This is a genomic window from Pseudomonas cimarronensis, from assembly GCF_049331905.1.
Taxonomy (GTDB): domain Bacteria; phylum Pseudomonadota; class Gammaproteobacteria; order Pseudomonadales; family Pseudomonadaceae; genus Aquipseudomonas.
Genome location: NZ_CP186283.1, coordinates 2,107,956 through 2,122,405 on the forward strand (window position 1 = coordinate 2,107,956; position 14,450 = coordinate 2,122,405).

At 59.8% G+C, this 14,450-nt stretch carries 13 protein-coding genes; 10 read left to right on the forward strand and 3 right to left on the reverse strand.

The window, feature by feature from the left end; translation table 11 throughout:
• Window positions 1-226: 226 nt before the first annotated feature.
• Genes ACOCLD_RS09785 through ACOCLD_RS09800 form a run of 4 tightly spaced genes read left to right on the forward strand, consistent with a single transcriptional unit; the run spans window position 227 to window position 3,274 of the window.
• The gene (locus ACOCLD_RS09785) at window positions 227-934 is read left to right on the forward strand and encodes a TetR/AcrR family transcriptional regulator (protein WP_422909019.1); all 708 of its coding nucleotides are present in this window, start codon (window positions 227-229) and stop codon (window positions 932-934) included.
• Between the two features lie 47 nt (window positions 935-981).
• Window positions 982-1,506: a L,D-transpeptidase family protein gene (locus tag ACOCLD_RS09790; RefSeq protein ID WP_422909020.1), complete on the forward strand. Its 525-nt coding sequence runs from the start codon at window positions 982-984 to the stop codon at window positions 1,504-1,506.
• Between the two features lie 21 nt (window positions 1,507-1,527).
• Window positions 1,528-2,526: a beta-N-acetylhexosaminidase gene (nagZ, locus tag ACOCLD_RS09795; protein WP_422911784.1), complete on the forward strand. Its 999-nt coding sequence runs from the start codon at window positions 1,528-1,530 to the stop codon at window positions 2,524-2,526.
• Between the two features lie 10 nt (window positions 2,527-2,536).
• Entirely contained in the window at window positions 2,537-3,274 is a 738-nt protein-coding gene (locus ACOCLD_RS09800; protein ID WP_422909021.1) for an S-methyl-5'-thioinosine phosphorylase, read from the forward strand.
• Between the two features lie 62 nt (window positions 3,275-3,336).
• Here the strand turns inward: ACOCLD_RS09800 and ACOCLD_RS09805 are convergent, their stop codons facing one another.
• Together ACOCLD_RS09805 and mfd are read right to left on the reverse strand one after the other, a co-directional pair.
• Window positions 3,337-3,876: a CsiV family protein gene (locus tag ACOCLD_RS09805; protein WP_422909022.1), complete on the reverse strand. Its 540-nt coding sequence runs from the start codon at window positions 3,874-3,876 to the stop codon at window positions 3,337-3,339.
• A 3-nt stretch (window positions 3,877-3,879) separates the two neighbouring features.
• Window positions 3,880-7,335, reverse strand: a complete 3,456-nt coding sequence (gene mfd, locus ACOCLD_RS09810) for a transcription-repair coupling factor (protein WP_422911785.1) — start codon at window positions 7,333-7,335, stop codon at window positions 3,880-3,882.
• 137 nt (window positions 7,336-7,472) lie between these two features.
• On the opposite strand from mfd, the gene ACOCLD_RS09815 reads away from it, so the two are divergent.
• Entirely contained in the window at window positions 7,473-8,939 is a 1,467-nt protein-coding gene (locus ACOCLD_RS09815) for a glyceraldehyde-3-phosphate dehydrogenase (RefSeq protein WP_422909023.1), read from the forward strand.
• Between the two features lie 62 nt (window positions 8,940-9,001).
• Here ACOCLD_RS09815 and ACOCLD_RS09820 read toward each other — a convergent pair whose 3' ends face one another.
• Window positions 9,002-9,562, reverse strand: a complete 561-nt coding sequence (locus tag ACOCLD_RS09820; RefSeq protein ID WP_257778167.1) for a chalcone isomerase family protein — start codon at window positions 9,560-9,562, stop codon at window positions 9,002-9,004.
• Between the two features lie 272 nt (window positions 9,563-9,834).
• Between ACOCLD_RS09820 and ACOCLD_RS09825 the strand changes: the two genes are divergently transcribed.
• Genes ACOCLD_RS09825 through nqrE form a run of 5 tightly spaced genes read left to right on the forward strand, consistent with a single transcriptional unit; the run spans window position 9,835 to window position 14,447 of the window.
• Window positions 9,835-11,172 carry a Na(+)-translocating NADH-quinone reductase subunit A gene (locus ACOCLD_RS09825; RefSeq protein WP_422909024.1) on the forward strand — a complete coding sequence of 446 codons (1,338 nt, stop codon included), beginning with the start codon at window positions 9,835-9,837 and terminating at the stop codon, window positions 11,170-11,172.
• A 3-nt stretch (window positions 11,173-11,175) separates the two neighbouring features.
• Entirely contained in the window at window positions 11,176-12,387 is a 1,212-nt protein-coding gene (locus tag ACOCLD_RS09830; protein WP_257778169.1) for an NADH:ubiquinone reductase (Na(+)-transporting) subunit B, read from the forward strand.
• Complete coding sequence (locus ACOCLD_RS09835; protein ID WP_422909025.1) at window positions 12,380-13,168, forward strand: Na(+)-translocating NADH-quinone reductase subunit C; 789 nt, start codon at window positions 12,380-12,382, stop codon at window positions 13,166-13,168. The genes ACOCLD_RS09830 and ACOCLD_RS09835 overlap by 8 nt, the downstream gene beginning before the upstream one ends.
• Window positions 13,169-13,170: 2 nt before the next feature.
• The gene (locus ACOCLD_RS09840; protein ID WP_257778171.1) at window positions 13,171-13,839 is read left to right on the forward strand and encodes an NADH:ubiquinone reductase (Na(+)-transporting) subunit D; all 669 of its coding nucleotides are present in this window, start codon (window positions 13,171-13,173) and stop codon (window positions 13,837-13,839) included.
• On the forward strand, window positions 13,839-14,447 hold the full coding sequence (gene nqrE, locus ACOCLD_RS09845; protein WP_090387314.1) for an NADH:ubiquinone reductase (Na(+)-transporting) subunit E: 609 nt from the start codon (window positions 13,839-13,841) through the stop codon (window positions 14,445-14,447). Before ACOCLD_RS09840 ends, nqrE begins: the two co-directional genes overlap by 1 nt.
• The last annotated feature ends 3 nt before the right edge of the window (window positions 14,448-14,450 follow it).

Below are 14,450 nucleotides of genomic sequence, written 5' to 3' on the forward strand. Positions count from 1 at the left end.
ATCGGCGATTGGCAATCCTTGTGTTCTGATCTCTACTCAATGCACTTCTCGCCAGCATGATGAGCTGACTGTTACTCGGCTCGTGTGTGGGTCGTCTAGTTTGAGTTGATGCTGCTGTTTGCAGGATGCGTGTGACCACCCGGCCACAAGATGGTTTGCCCGACTTGACAAGGCGGGCGGCTGAAACGTATGTTTCAAACAAGTGTTTGTTCAGATGAAAAGAGTCATGGCCCAGTCGGAAACCGTTGAACGCATTCTCGATGCGGCAGAGCAGCTTTTTGCGGAGAAGGGTTTCGCAGAAACCTCTCTGCGCTTGATCACCAGCAAGGCCGGCGTCAATCTGGCTGCGGTGAACTATCACTTCGGTTCGAAGAAGGCCCTGATTCAGGCGGTGTTCTCACGCTTTCTCGGACCATTCTGTGTCAGCCTTGAGCGTGAACTGGACCGCCGTCAGGCCAAGCCTGATGTTAAGGTCAGCCTGGAGGAATTGCTCGAGTTGCTGGTCGAGCAGGCGCTGGCGGTAAAGCCGCGCAGTGGCAACGACCTCTCCATCTTCATGCGTCTGCTTGGTCTGGCCTTCAGTCAGAGTCAGGGCCACCTGCGTAAGTACCTGGAAGAGGTTTACGGCAAGGTGTTCCGCCGCTATATGCAGCTGGTACATGAAGCCGCGCCGCGCATTCCGCCTCTGGAACTGTTCTGGCGTGTGCACTTTATGCTGGGTGCTGCGGCGTTCAGCATGTCGGGGATAAAGGCTCTGCGCGCGATGTCGGAAACCGATTTCGGCGTTAATACCTCGATTGAGCAGGTCATGCGCCTGATGGTGCCGTTCCTGGCCGCCGGTATGCGTTCGGAAACCGGCTTGACCGATGAAGCCCTGGCCAGTGCGCAGCTCAAGCCGCGTACCAAGAACAGCGTCACGCCCAGCAAAGTTTGACTGTCGCCGGTGGGCTTGGCGGATGCGATCCGCTAAGCTAGCCGCCCATGGTTACCCTCGATCTTCTGCATATTTCCCTCGCCGATCAGCGCCTGTATGGCTTTGCCAACGGGCAGCTGCAGCTGCGCCTGAGTGTTTCAACTGCGTTGAATGGCGCTGGCGAGCTCAATGGCTCTGGCTGCACACCGCGTGGCTTGCACGTGGTGCGGGCGAAGATTGGTGATGGTTTGCCGAGCGCTGCCGTGTTGCGCGGTCGGCGCTGGACGGGCGAGGTCTGGTCGCCCGAGTTGCATGCGCAATTTCCCGGTCGTGACTGGATTCTCACGCGGATCCTCTGGTTGAGTGGTTGTGAGCCGGGGCGTAATCGTCTGGGCGCTGTCGACACCTTTCGTCGTTATATCTACCTGCACGGTACGCCGGACAGTGAGCCCATGGGCGTTGCGCTGTCGCATGGCTGCGTGCGTCTGCGTAACAGCGACCTGCTGGAACTATTTGCGCGTGTCCCGGTTCAATGTGCGGTACGGATTGACGAGGCGGCCTGCCCCGAGTGGGCAGCCGCGCCGCTACTTTAAGGAAAACTTGTGAGTGCACCCATGCAAGGTTCGTTGATGCTGGACATCGCCGGCACCTGGCTGACCGCCGAGGATCGCCAGATCCTGCGTCAGCCGCAGGTGGCTGGGTTGATTCTGTTTGCGCGCAATATTGAAGACCCGCGCCAGGTGCGCGAATTGTCGGCGGCAATTCGCGCCGTGCGTCCGGATCTGTTGCTGGCAGTGGATCAGGAAGGTGGGCGGGTGCAGCGTTTGCGTCAGGGCTTCGTGCGGTTACCGGCGATGCGTGCGCTGGCCGATAACGCCAATGCCGAGCAGTTGGCTGAGCAGTGCGGCTGGGTTATGGCCACCGAGGTGCTGGCCGCCGGCTTGGACCTGAGTTTTGCCCCGGTGCTGGATCTCGATCATCAGCGCAGTGCGGTGGTTGGGAGTCGCAGCTTCGAGGGTAACCCCGAGCTGGCGACCCGTCTGGCCGGTGCGTTTATCCGTGGGATGAATGCCGCCGGCATGGCTGCCACCGGTAAGCATTTCCCCGGGCATGGTTGGGCCGAGGCGGATTCCCATGTGGCGATTCCGGTAGATGAGCGCAGCCTGGAGCAGATTCGCGCTGTCGATTTACAGCCTTTTGCGCAATTGAGCCGGCAGTTGGCTGCGGTGATGCCCGCCCATGTGATCTACCCTCAGGTGGACAGTCAGCCTGCGGGTTTCTCCCGGCGCTGGCTGCAGGACATTCTGCGTGGTGAGCTGGCTTTTGATGGGGTGATTTTCAGCGACGATCTGTCTATGGCCGGTGCCCATGTGGTTGGCGATGCGGCTTGCCGTATCGAGGCAGCGTTGGTGGCCGGTTGTGACATGGGCCTGGTATGTAATGACCGGGCCGCGGCAGAGCTAGCCTTGAGCGCCTTGCAGCGCCTCAAGGTGGAGCCGCCGCAAGGTCTGGCGCGGATGCGTCGGCAGGCCTTCCCCGGTATTGAGTATCGGCAGAACCCGCGTTGGCTGGCGGCACTTGCTAGCCTGCGCGATGCGCAATTAATCGACTGAGGAGTAATGGATGACGGTTTACGCGATTATCGGCGGTACGGGGCTGACCAAGCTGGACGGTCTGACCATCAAGGCCGCGTTGCATATCGATACGCCCTATGGCGCGCCCTCTGCGGCGGTGCTCAAGGGGGACTACGCCGGGCGCGAGGTACTGTTCCTCGCCCGTCACGGTCATCCGCACCGCATCCCGCCGCATCAAGTCAATTACCGCGCCAACCTCTGGGCGCTGCGTGAGGCCGGGGCCAAGGCTGTCATCGCGGTAAATGCGGTTGGCGGCATTCATGCGGCCATGGGCACTGGGCATTTTTGCCTGCCGCATCAAATCATCGACTACACCCATGGCCGTGAACACACCTTCTTCGAAGGTGAGTTGGAGCACGTCACCCATGTGGATTTCAGTCACCCCTATGATGCAGGGTTGCGGGCCAAGCTTGCCCAGGCGTTGGCGGCCGAACATGGCGCATTCAGCAATCATGGCGTGTATGGTTGCACCCAGGGCCCACGTTTGGAAACCGTAGCCGAGATTGCCCGCATGGAGCGCGACGGCTGTGACATCGTCGGCATGACCGGTATGCCGGAGACGGCTCTGGCTCGCGAGCTGGCTTTGCCCTATGCCTGCCTGGCGCTGGTGGTGAACCCGGCTGCGGGCAAGTCGCGGGCCCTGATCACCATGGCGGAGATCGAGCGCGCGCTAGAGGAGGGCATGGGGACGGTCAAGGCGGTGTTGGCGCGGGTATTGGCCAGCTGACTGGGGCGTGCATCTGCAATAAAAAGGGCCGCCCAATGCGGCCCTTTTTTGTGCCCGTTTGCTTACAGTGGGCTGACGCGAATCAGCATTCCGAGGCTGCCGTTGTCGACAAAGGTCAATTCGCCGCTTTTCAGGCGGGTGCTCTGCTTGATGCGTTCGCTGTCGCTGAGGATGCCGCTGGCGTCGAACTGGTTGACCCAGATGTCGCTCTCCAGCTCGATCAGGCGGCCTTCCTTGAGACTGATGCGGCCTTCTACAGGGTAGTGGCCGAACTGTTCATTGCCGGTGCTGATGGCCACGCTGCTGGTTGCACTGCCAAGGCTCTGCGACCAGGCCTGGTGCAGCAGCACCTGATAACCGCTGGATGGGTTGAGTTTGCCGGCTTCGGCATTCAGCGCCGGGCTGCGGCTGTTGCTGCCATCCACAGGCAAGGCATTCTGCGCCCAGTTATCCGGTGGCAGCTGGCCGGCAGAAATCGGCGTGGCGGCCTGGCGGAAGACGATGACTTCAACCTGGTACAGGCTGTCAGCCAGAGCGGTAGTGCTGTTGAGCAGGCACAGCAGGAGAAGCGGCAGCAGGGTCAGGGTGCGAAGTGCGCGCATGGGTCAGTCCTTTACAGATTGCGAAAGTAAACGCTCGAGCAGGGCTTCGAGAGTGTTGAAGCGTTCTTCTGGGCGTTCCATGGGTACCAGGAAGCGGAACAGCGTGGCGCCTTCGAACTTGTAGCGGGTCGGTTGGCTCTGGATCAGCTTGATCAGGGTGAGCGGGTCGACACAGGTGTCGGCGGCAAATTCGAGGCGTCCGCCCTGTGGGCCTGCGTCGATCTTCTTGATCCCGAGCTTTTCGGCCTGCAGTTTGAGCAGGGTGATGCGCACCAGATTCTTGGTCGGCTCGGGCAGCAGGCCAAACCGGTCGATCATTTCCACCTGCAGCTCTTTCAGGCCGTCCTCGTCGACGGCGTTGGCGATGCGCTTGTAGAGGATCAGTCGCGCATGCACATCCGGTAGGTAGTCTTCGGGGATCAGTGCGGGAACCCGCAGGTTGATCTCCGGTCCGCCTCCCAGTGGCTGGTCGAGGTTAGGTTGCTCGCCCTTGCGGATCGATTTCACCGCGCGCTCGAGCATTTCCATGTAGAGGGTGAAGCCGACGGCCTGAATCTGGCCGCTCTGGCCGTCACCGAGCAACTCACCAGCACCGCGGATTTCCAGGTCATGGGTGGCCAGCACGAAGCCAGCACCGAGGTCCTGGGCGTTGCTGATGGCTTCCAGGCGTTTCTGTGCGTCGTCGGTCATCTGCTTGCGCGGCGGTGTCAGCAGGTAAGCGTAGGCCTGGTGATGGCTACGGCCGACGCGGCCACGCAGCTGGTGCAGCTGGGCCAGGCCGAACTTGTCGGCGCGCTCGATGATGATGGTGTTGGCGCTCGGCACGTCGATGCCGGTTTCGATGATGGTCGAGGCGATCAGCACGTTGAAGCGCTTGTGGTAGAAGTCGCTCATCACCTGTTCCAGCTCGCGTTCGCGCATCTGCCCGTGGCCGATGCCGATACGCGCTTCCGGCACCAGCTCTGCGAGGTCGGCGGCACACTTCTCGATGGTCTTCACGTCGTTGTGCAGGTAATACACCTGGCCGCCGCGCAGCAGTTCGCGCAGCAGGGCTTCCTTGATCGTCGGATTGTTCTGTTCCATGACGAAGGTGCGCACCGACAGGCGCCGCGCCGGCGGGGTGGCGATGATCGACAGGTCGCGCATGCCCGACACCGCCATGTTCAGCGTGCGCGGGATCGGCGTGGCGGTCAGGGTGAGGATGTCCACCTCGCTGCGCAGGGCCTTGAGCTGTTCCTTCTGGCGCACGCCGAAACGGTGTTCCTCGTCGATGATGCACAGGCCCAGGTCCTTGAAGCGTACATCGTCCTGCAGCAGCTTGTGGGTGCCGATAACGATGTCGATCTTGCCTTCGGCCAGCTTGACTACCGCTTCGTTGACCTCTTTGGCCGATTTGAAGCGGCTCATCACTTCAACCGTTACCGGCCAGTCGGCGAAGCGGTCGCGGAAACTGTTGTAGTGCTGTTGAGCGAGCAGGGTGGTGGGCACCAGTACCGCGACCTGGCGGCCGCTGTGCACGGCGATAAAGGCCGCACGCATGGCCACTTCGGTTTTGCCGAAACCAACGTCGCCGCAGACCAGGCGATCCATCGGCTTGGGCGCGAGCATATCGGCCAGTACCGCTTCGATGGCGCTCTGCTGGTCCGGGGTTTCCTCAAAGGGGAAGCCGGCGCTAAAGGTGGCGTAGTCCGCCAGTGGGTCCTTGAAGGCATAGCCTTCACGGGCGGCGCGGCGGGCGTAGATGTCCAGCAACTCGGCGGCGACGTCGCGCACCTGTTCGGCGGCTTTGCGCTTGGCCTTTTGCCAGGTTTCCGAACCGAGGCGGTGCAATGGAGCCAGGGCGTCATCGCTGCCGGTGTAGCGCGCAATCAGGTGCAGGCTGGCGACTGGTACGTAGAGCTTGGCTTCCTCGGCGTACATCAGGGCGAGGAATTCGGCCGCCTGGTCATCGAACTCCATGGTTACCAAGCCCAGGTAGCGGCCGACGCCGTGGTCGATATGCACCACTGGCGCGCCTTCGCGCAGCTCGGTGAGGTTCTTGATCACGTTGTCGCCGCCATCGCGCGACTTTTCGCGGCGACGGCGTTGCATGACGCGCTGACCGAACAGCGGACTCTCGGCGATCAGCGCCAGCTCATCGAGTTGCAGGCCTTCATCCAGCGGGGCGATGCAGATACCCAGGCGCTCTTTGCTGGCGGTGAACTCGGGCCAGTCGGCTACTTCGCGCGGCTTGAGCTTGAGGCGGGCAAGCAGCTCCAGCAGCACTTCACGGCGGCCCGCTGATTCGGCGCAGAACAATACCCGTCCTGGGTATTCCTCGATAAACCGACGCAGGGCGGCCAGCGGCTCACCGGCCTTGGCCTGGATGGCCAGGTCGGGCAGGGCGCGAGCGTTGAAGCGGGTGCGGCCGACACCTTCTTCGATGTCATCCTGGCTGGCCACTACCCGTGGCCAGTTTTTCAGGCGGGCAAAGCAGTCTTCCACCGGCAGGAAGATATCCGCCGGCGGCAATAGCGGCCGCTCAGGATCGACGCGGCGGTCTTCGTAACGGCTGCGCGCATCCACCCAGAACTGTTCGGCGGCCTTCTCGATTCCCGGCAAGGAGAACACCTGGGTATCAGCGGGCAGGTAATCGAACAGGGTGGCGGTTTCTTCGAAGAACAGCGGCAGGTAGTACTCGATGCCGGCCGGAGTGATGCCGGTGCTCAGGTCCTGGTAGATCGGGCAGCGACGGAAATCTACGTCGAAGCGTTCACGAAAGCGTCCGCGAAAGTCGGTGACGGCCTTTTTCTCCAGCGGGAATTCACGTGCCGGTAGCAGCTTGATCGAATCGACCTTGTCGATGGAGCGCTGGCTTTCCGGGTCGAAGGTGCGCAGGGTTTCGATTTCGTCATCGAACAGGTCGATGCGGTACGGCTGGTTGCTGCCCATGGGGAACAGGTCGATCAGCGCGCCCCGGACGGCAAACTCGCCATGTTCATAGACCGTATCGACGCAGCGGTAACCGGCGGCTTCCAGATTGCCGCGCATCTGGTTGACGTCCAGTTGCTGCCCGACTTGCAGCACCAGGCTGCTGCCGAGCAGAAAACGCTTGGGCGCCAGGCGATGTAGGGCGGTGGTGATCGGGACTACCAGCACGCCGTGCTTCAACTCGGGCAGACGGTAGAGCGCGGCGATGCGCTGGGAAATAATGTCCTGGTGCGGTGAGAACAGGTCGTAGGGCAGGGTTTCCCAGTCGGGGAAATGCAGCACCGGCAAATCCGGAGCGAAAAAGCTCAGCTCCTCTTGCAGGCGCTCGGCACTCTGGCTGTCGGCAGTCAGCAGCAGGGTGAAGCGTTTGGCATGGCTGGCGGCTTCGGCAATCGCCAGGCTCAACGCGGCACCGGGCAGGTTGCCCCAGTGCTGTTTGCCGGCGGTGGCAGGCAGGGACGGTAGACGCAGTACGGACGCGGTCGGCACAGACACAGGCGGCTCACGGTCAAGACACAAGGTCGCCGATTGTAGCGGGCGTTGGTGCTCGGTGTCAGTTACGACAGTCGTGCATTGCTCATGCTTGCGCGCGCCGTCATAATGTAGCCCCTTTTTTCAGCCCCTACATGTGGAAGGTACTGCCCGTGACTCAGAAGCCCGACCAGTGTCTCGGTGAGTGGATCGATCGAGAAGCCCTTGCGGAAGCGATGATTCCGATGATTGGCCAACTCTACCGTAACAACAACGTGGTCACCTCGATCTACGGCCGCGGTCTGATCAACCGTTCGGTGATCGATATTCTCAAGGCCCACCGCTTCGCCCGCCACCGTCTGGTTGGCGACAGCGAATTGTCGGTCCACGATACCTTCCCGGTCCTCAAGGCGATGACCGAACTCAAGCTGGGGGCCGCCTCCGTGGACCTCGGCAAAATGGTCAGCAAGTTCAAGACCGATGGCCAGAACCGCAGCATTGAGCAGTTCGTCAAGGACGAGCTGGCTGAAGTGGCAGGCAAACAGAACGGCGAAGCCCGCGAAGGTACCGATGTGGTGCTTTACGGTTTCGGGCGTATCGGTCGCCTGCTGGCGCGCATCCTGATCGAAAAAACCGGTGGTGGCGACGGCCTGCGCCTGCGAGCCATCGTTGTGCGCAAAGGTGCGAGCAATGATCTGGTCAAGCGTGCCAGCCTGCTGCGCCGCGATTCGGTACATGGCAAGTTCGATGGCACCATCACCATCGACGAAGAGAACAACACCCTGACGGCCAACGGCAACCTGATCCAGGTGATCTATGCCAAGGACCCGAAAGAAGTCGATTACACCCAGTACGGCATCAAGAACGCGCTGCTGGTCGACAACACCGGTGTATGGCGTGATGCCGACGGTCTGGGCCAACACCTGGCTTGCCCGGGCGTTGATCGCGTGGTGCTGACCGCGCCTGGCAAGGGCGCGCTGAAGAACATCGTGCACGGCATCAACCACAGCGAAATCACCGCAGATGACAAGATCATCTCGGCGGCTTCCTGCACCACCAACGCCATCGTTCCGGTGCTGAAAGCGGTGAATGATCAGTACGGCATCGTCAACGGCCACGTCGAGACCGTTCACTCGTACACCAACGACCAGAACCTGATCGACAACTTCCACAAGGGCGATCGCCGTGGTCGTAGCGCGCCGCTGAACATGGTAATCACCGAAACTGGTGCCGCCACTGCAGCCGCCAAGGCCCTGCCAGTGCTGAAAGGCAAGCTGACCGGCAACGCCATTCGTGTACCGACGCCGAACGTGTCGATGGCCATTCTCAACCTCAACCTTGAGAAAGCCACCACCCGTGAAGAGATCAACGAGTACCTGCGCCAGATGGCCATGCACTCGGACCTGCAGAAGCAGATCGACTTCGTCCAGTCGCAGGAAGTGGTCTCCACTGACTTCGTTGGCTCGCGTCACGCCGGTGTGGTCGATGCTGAAGCCACCATCTGCAATGACAACCGCGTTGTGCTGTACGTGTGGTACGACAACGAGTTCGGTTATAGCTGCCAGGTGGTGCGTGTGATGGAAGACATGGCCGGGGTCAACCCGCCTGCCTTCCCGCGCTAAGCGCAGGTCGCATAAAAACGGGAGCCTCGGCTCCCGTTTTTTTATGCGCGCTATTTAGCGCTCTAGTCAGCCAGCAGGCTGGTGCGCAGACTGTCGGACAGGCCGTTGGGCGACAGCCAAATGCCCAGGTAGGCCTTGGCCAGTTCCTGGTCCTGGCTGGTGAAGACGGGCTTGCCGTTCACTTCCAGGGTAAGGCCGCTGTCGGTGTTGAAGTTCAGGGCGTAACGGTCACTTGGGCGAATGTCGCGGAAGGTGGCGTGCAGGGCGTCAAGCCCTGGGCGCAGGCGTTCGAGTGTCTTGGCGTCGTGCTGGCGTTCGAGCGTGACCCAGGCAGCCTTGATCACGTCTTGGCTGTCTATATTACGGAAGTAGTAGAGCTCCAGGCGCTGGTTCAGTGGTTTGCTGAACGCCTGACTGGCGCTGGCCTGGGCGGGGGCATAGAAGGCTGCCGCGTAGACATCGGCCCACAGATAGGTGAGTACGCTCTGGTTCTTGCGCTCGAGATTGCTCTGCGCAAGTTCACGAGTGGGTGCGAAGTTAGCCTCTTGCAGGCGTTCGCGGGTATTGGCAAGCAGCTCGCCGCTGAGCAGCAGTAGGGTGGTGAGCACCAGTAACAGGCGCATGGCAGAACTCCAGTAGGGAGGGATATGTGTATTTCACCTGTTGATCAGTTTCAGTCAATCGGCGATCTGTTGCCTTCTGTTACTTAAAAAAGATGAAAAGCAAGCGCTTGGGTGGTCAGCAACGAAAGGTGGACTCTATAATCGGTCAGATTTTTCCCGCGACTGACATCTTGCCCAACACCTGATCATGCATCGGTGTTGCGTTGCAGCTTTGCTGCGCTGATGTCTTCCGTATTCTAAAAAAGCTTATAAATCAGTGGTTAGGCAAACCTATGATCAAAATAAAACATGGGCTTGATTTGCCCATAACCGGAGCGCCGGTGCAGCGCATCGAAGCCGCAAGGCCCGTGCGCAGCGTCGCCGTCATAGGCTTCGATTATCACGGCATGAAGCCAACCATGGCTGTTCAGGTTGGTGATCGTGTCAAGCTTGGTCAGGTGCTGTTCAGCGACAAGAAAGCGCCTGGTGTGCAGTACACCGCACCTGCTGCAGGTGTGGTCAGCGCTATCCATCGTGGTGAAAAGCGCGTACTGCAATCAGTGGTGATCGATGTTGAGGGGGATGAGCAAGTCACCTTTGAAGCCTTTGCTGCTGCGCAGTTGGCGAGCATCGGCGCGCCTAAAGTCCGTGAGGTTCTACTGCAGTCCGGCCTGTGGACTGCATTGCGGGCACGTCCGTTCAGCAAGGTGCCGACCGCTGATGCCCAGCCTAGCTCGATTTTCGTCACGGCCATGGATACTCATCCGCTGGCTGCAGATCCGACTGTAGTGATTGCCGAGTACGCCGCAGATTTTGAGTCTGGCCTGCAGGTGTTGGGCAATCTGTCCAAGGTGTTTCTGTGCAAGGCCGATGGCAGCAACCTGCCAGGCGAACAATTGAGCCACGTGCAGACGCAAGCCTTTGCCGGCCCGCACCCAGCTGGTCTGGCGGGCACGCATATCCACTTTCTGGACCCAGTCAGTGCCAACAAGAGTGTGTGGTCACTGAACTATCAGGACGTGATCGCCATTGGCAAACTCTTTACGACCGGGCAGCTGTGGACCGAACGCGTCGTTGCGTTGGCGGGTCCCGTGGTCGAGCAGCCGCGTCTGCTGCGTACTCGCCTGGGCGCCAGTCTGAGTGAACTGACGGCTGGTCAGCTGCAACCTGGGACTCACCGGGTAATTTCCGGTTCGGTGCTGGGTGGGCGTACGGCTCAGGGTGCGTTTGCCTTCCTTGGTCGCTATCACCTGCAGGTTTCCTGTCTGACCGAAGGCAATGAGCGTGAGTTGATGCATTACCTGCGCGCCGGGGTGAACAAGCACTCGGTGATGAACATCTTCGTTTCCAAACTCAATGCAGCGAAGAAGTTTGCCTTCTCCACCACCACCAATGGCAGCCCGCGCGCCATGGTGCCGGTGGGTAACTACGAAGCGGTGATGCCGCTAGATATCCTGCCGACGCAACTGCTGCGCTACCTGATCGTTGGCGACACCGAGATGGCCCAGAAGCTTGGCTGCCTGGAACTCGATGAAGAAGACCTGGCGCTGTGCACCTACGTGTGTGCAGGTAAGTATGAGTACGGCCCGATCCTGCGCGATAACCTCGCCCGTATTGAGAAGGAGGGTTAAGTCATGGGTATTCGTGCATTCCTCGATAAAATTGAGCACAACTTCGAAAAAGGCGGCAAATACGAGAACTGGTACGCCCTCTATGAGGCCGTTGACACCTTCTTCTACCGCCCTGGCAGCGTAACCAAGACCACAGCCCATGTGCGTGACGGCATCGACCTCAAACGCATGATGATCACCGTGTGGTTGTGTACCTTCCCGATGATGTTTTTCGGCATGTGGAACACCGGTTATCAGGCCAACCTGATCTTCGCTAACAGCCCTGAACTGCTGGCCGCCCAGGAAGGCTGGCGTTTTGCGCTGATCGGCTCACTGGCCGGGTTTGACCCGAATAGCCTGTGGGATAACTTTATCCAGGGCGCGGCGTACTTCCTGCCGGTGTATGCAACGGCGTTTATCGTCGGTGGCTTCTGGGAAGTGCTGTTCGCTTCGATCCGCAAGCATGAAGTCAACGAAGGCTTCTTCGTCACTTCGGTACTTTTTGCCCTGATTCTGCCGCCGAGCATTCCGCTGTGGCAGGTCGCGCTGGGTATCAGTTTCGGCGTGGTAATCGGTAAGGAAGTGTTTGGCGGTACCGGCAAGAACTTCCTCAACCCGGCGCTGACCGGTCGTGCCTTCCTGTTCTTCGCCTACCCGGCGCAGATGTCCGGTGATGCGGTGTGGACTGCGGTGGACGGCTTTGCCGGTGCCACTTCGCTGAGCCTGGCGGCTTCCGGCGGCATCGACAACGTGATCAACAACGGCATTACCTGGATGGACGCCTTTGTCGGCACCATTCATGGCTCGCTCGGTGAAACCAGCACCCTGGCCATTGCTATCGGCGGCCTGGTGTTGCTGATCACCAAGATCGCCGCCTGGCGCATTGTCGCCGGTGTGATGCTGGGCATGGTCGGCCTGAGCCTGTTGCTCAACGCCCTTGGTTCGACCACCAACCCGATGTTTGCCATGCCCTGGTACTGGCACCTGGTGGTGGGCGGTTTTGCCTTCGGTATGTTCTTTATGGCCACCGACCCGGTGTCGGCGTCCATGACCAATACCGGCAAGTGGATTTTCGGTGCCCTGATCGGGGTGATGGTGGTGCTGATCCGTGTGGTCAACCCGGCCTTCCCGGAGGGCATGATGCTGGCGATTCTGTTCGCCAACCTGTTTGCACCGCTGATCGACCATTTTGTCGTTCAAGCCAATATCAAGCGGAGGCTGGCACGCAATGTCTAGTCAAAAAGAATCCACCGTCCGTACGCTGGTGGTGGCCCTGTTGGTGTGCCTGGTGTGCTCGGTATTTGTTGCCGGCGCTGCCATCGCGCTGAAACCGACTCAGGTGGACAACCGTCTGCTGGACAAGCAGCGCAGTATTCTGGCGATTGCCGGTCTGGGCGATGCCAGTATGTCCAGCGCGCAGGTCAAGGACATGTTCAAAGGCACCATCAGCGCCAAGCTGGTGGATCTGGAAACTGGCAAGTTTTCCGATGCTCAGGACCCGGTCACCTTCGATCCGCTCAAGGCCTCCAAGGATCCGAAAATGTCTTCGGTGCTCAAAAGCAGCGATGACATTGCCGGGATCAAGCGTCAGGAGCGCTTCAGCACGGTGTATGTGGTGGAGAAGGACGGTCAGGTTGAAACCCTGATTCTGCCGGTGCGTGGTTACGGCCTGTGGTCGACTCTGCATGGCTTTATCGCAGTCAAGGGCGACCTGAATACCGTGGTTGGCATGGGCTTCTATCAGCATGGCGAAACGCCAGGTCTGGGTGGCGAAGTCGACAATCCGAAGTGGAAAGGTCAATGGCCAGGCAAAACCCTGTTCGATGAGAATGGCAAACTGGCTGTGCAGGTCGTCAAGGGTGGTGTTGATCCGCAGAGCCCCAAGGCCATGCATCAGGTTGATGGCCTGGCCGGCGCTACTCTCACTGGCAACGGTGTGGACAACCTGCTGAAGTTCTGGCTTGGCCAGAATGGCTTCGGTCCGTTTATCGCGAACCTGCGCGCAGGGGAGGCTTAATCATGTCGCAGCCGACTATTAAAGAAGTCCTGCTCAATCCAATTTTCAACAACAACCCGATTGGCTTGCAGATTCTCGGTATCTGTTCCGCCCTGGCGGTTACCTCGAACCTGAAAACTGCGCTGGTGATGTCTGCTGCGCTGACCTTGGTAACCGGGTTCTCCAACCTGTTTATCTCGATGATCCGCAGTCAGATCCCCGGCTCGATTCGTATGATCGTGCAGATGGTGATCATTGCTTCCCTGGTGATCGTGGTCGATCAGGTGCTCAAGGCCTTTGCCTTCAGTCTGTCCAAGCAACTCTCGGTGTTCGTCGGCCTGATCATCACCAACTGTATCGTGATGGGCCGCGCCGAAGCCTTTGCCATGCAGAACCCGCCGGTGCTGTCGTTCTTCGACGGTATTGGTAACGGTCTGGGCTACAGCGCCTTTCTGATCGTGCTGGGCATCATTCGCGAACTGTTTGGTGCGGGCAAACTGATGGGCTACGAGATCATTCCGGTGGTCAACGACGGTGGCTGGTACCAGCCTAACGGCATGCTGCTGCTGCCACCTTCGGCGTTCTTCCTGATCGGTCTGTTTATCTGGGGTATACGCGTCTGGAAAAAAGACCAGATCGAGAAGCCGAGCTTCAAGATGGCGCCTCAGGTATCCAATAAGGAGGCCTACTAATGGAGCACTACATCAGCCTGTTCGTCCGTGCGGTGTTCGTTGAGAACATGGCCCTGGCGTTCTTCCTAGGCATGTGCACCTTCATTGCCATCTCGAAGAAGGTTGAAACCGCCATTGGTCTCGGTATCGCCGTAGTGGTGGTGCTGGGTATCACCATGCCGGTGAACAACCTGATCTACACCAACCTGCTCAAGGACGGTGCGCTGGCCTGGGCCGGTTACCCACAGGTCGACCTGAGCTTTCTTGGTCTGCTGACCTTTATCGGCGTGATCGCGGCGATCGTACAGATCCTCGAGATGACTCTGGATAAGTACGTGCCCTCGCTGTACAACGCCCTCGGCGTGTTTCTGCCGTTGATCACCGTGAACTGCGCCATCATGGGTGGCTCGCTGTTCATGGTCGAGCGTGACTACAACCTGGCGGAAAGCACTGTCTACGGTGTCGGTGCGGGTGTTTCCTGGGCCTTGGCGATTGCCGCGCTGGCGGGTATTCGCGAGAAACTCAAGTACAGCGATGTACCTGAGGGCCTGCAGGGGTTGGGTATCACCTTTATCACTATCGGTCTGATGTCTCTGGGCTTCATGTCCTTCTCCGGCGTGCAGTTGTAAGGA

Bases quoted from the DNA above. Each gene is read 5' to 3' on its own strand.
- ACOCLD_RS09820 (WP_257778167.1), bottom strand. From the start codon at position 9,562: ATGCGCCTGTTACTGGTGCTCACCACCCTACTGCTGCTCAGCGGCGAG.
- ACOCLD_RS09805 (WP_422909022.1), bottom strand. From the start codon at position 3,876: ATGCGCGCACTTCGCACCCTGACCCTGCTGCCGCTTCTCCTGCTGTGC.
- ACOCLD_RS09825 (WP_422909024.1), top strand. From the start codon at position 9,835: ATGATCAAAATAAAACATGGGCTTGATTTGCCCATAACCGGAGCGCCG.
- ACOCLD_RS09830 (WP_257778169.1), top strand. From the start codon at position 11,176: ATGGGTATTCGTGCATTCCTCGATAAAATTGAGCACAACTTCGAAAAA.
- ACOCLD_RS09840 (WP_257778171.1), top strand. From the start codon at position 13,171: ATGTCGCAGCCGACTATTAAAGAAGTCCTGCTCAATCCAATTTTCAAC.
- ACOCLD_RS09835 (WP_422909025.1), top strand. From the start codon at position 12,380: ATGTCTAGTCAAAAAGAATCCACCGTCCGTACGCTGGTGGTGGCCCTG.
- nagZ (WP_422911784.1), top strand. From the start codon at position 1,528: ATGCAAGGTTCGTTGATGCTGGACATCGCCGGCACCTGGCTGACCGCC.
- ACOCLD_RS09785 (WP_422909019.1), top strand. From the start codon at position 227: ATGGCCCAGTCGGAAACCGTTGAACGCATTCTCGATGCGGCAGAGCAG.
- ACOCLD_RS09815 (WP_422909023.1), top strand. From the start codon at position 7,473: ATGTGGAAGGTACTGCCCGTGACTCAGAAGCCCGACCAGTGTCTCGGT.
- ACOCLD_RS09800 (WP_422909021.1), top strand. From the start codon at position 2,537: ATGACGGTTTACGCGATTATCGGCGGTACGGGGCTGACCAAGCTGGAC.
- ACOCLD_RS09790 (WP_422909020.1), top strand. From the start codon at position 982: ATGGTTACCCTCGATCTTCTGCATATTTCCCTCGCCGATCAGCGCCTG.
- nqrE (WP_090387314.1), top strand. From the start codon at position 13,839: ATGGAGCACTACATCAGCCTGTTCGTCCGTGCGGTGTTCGTTGAGAAC.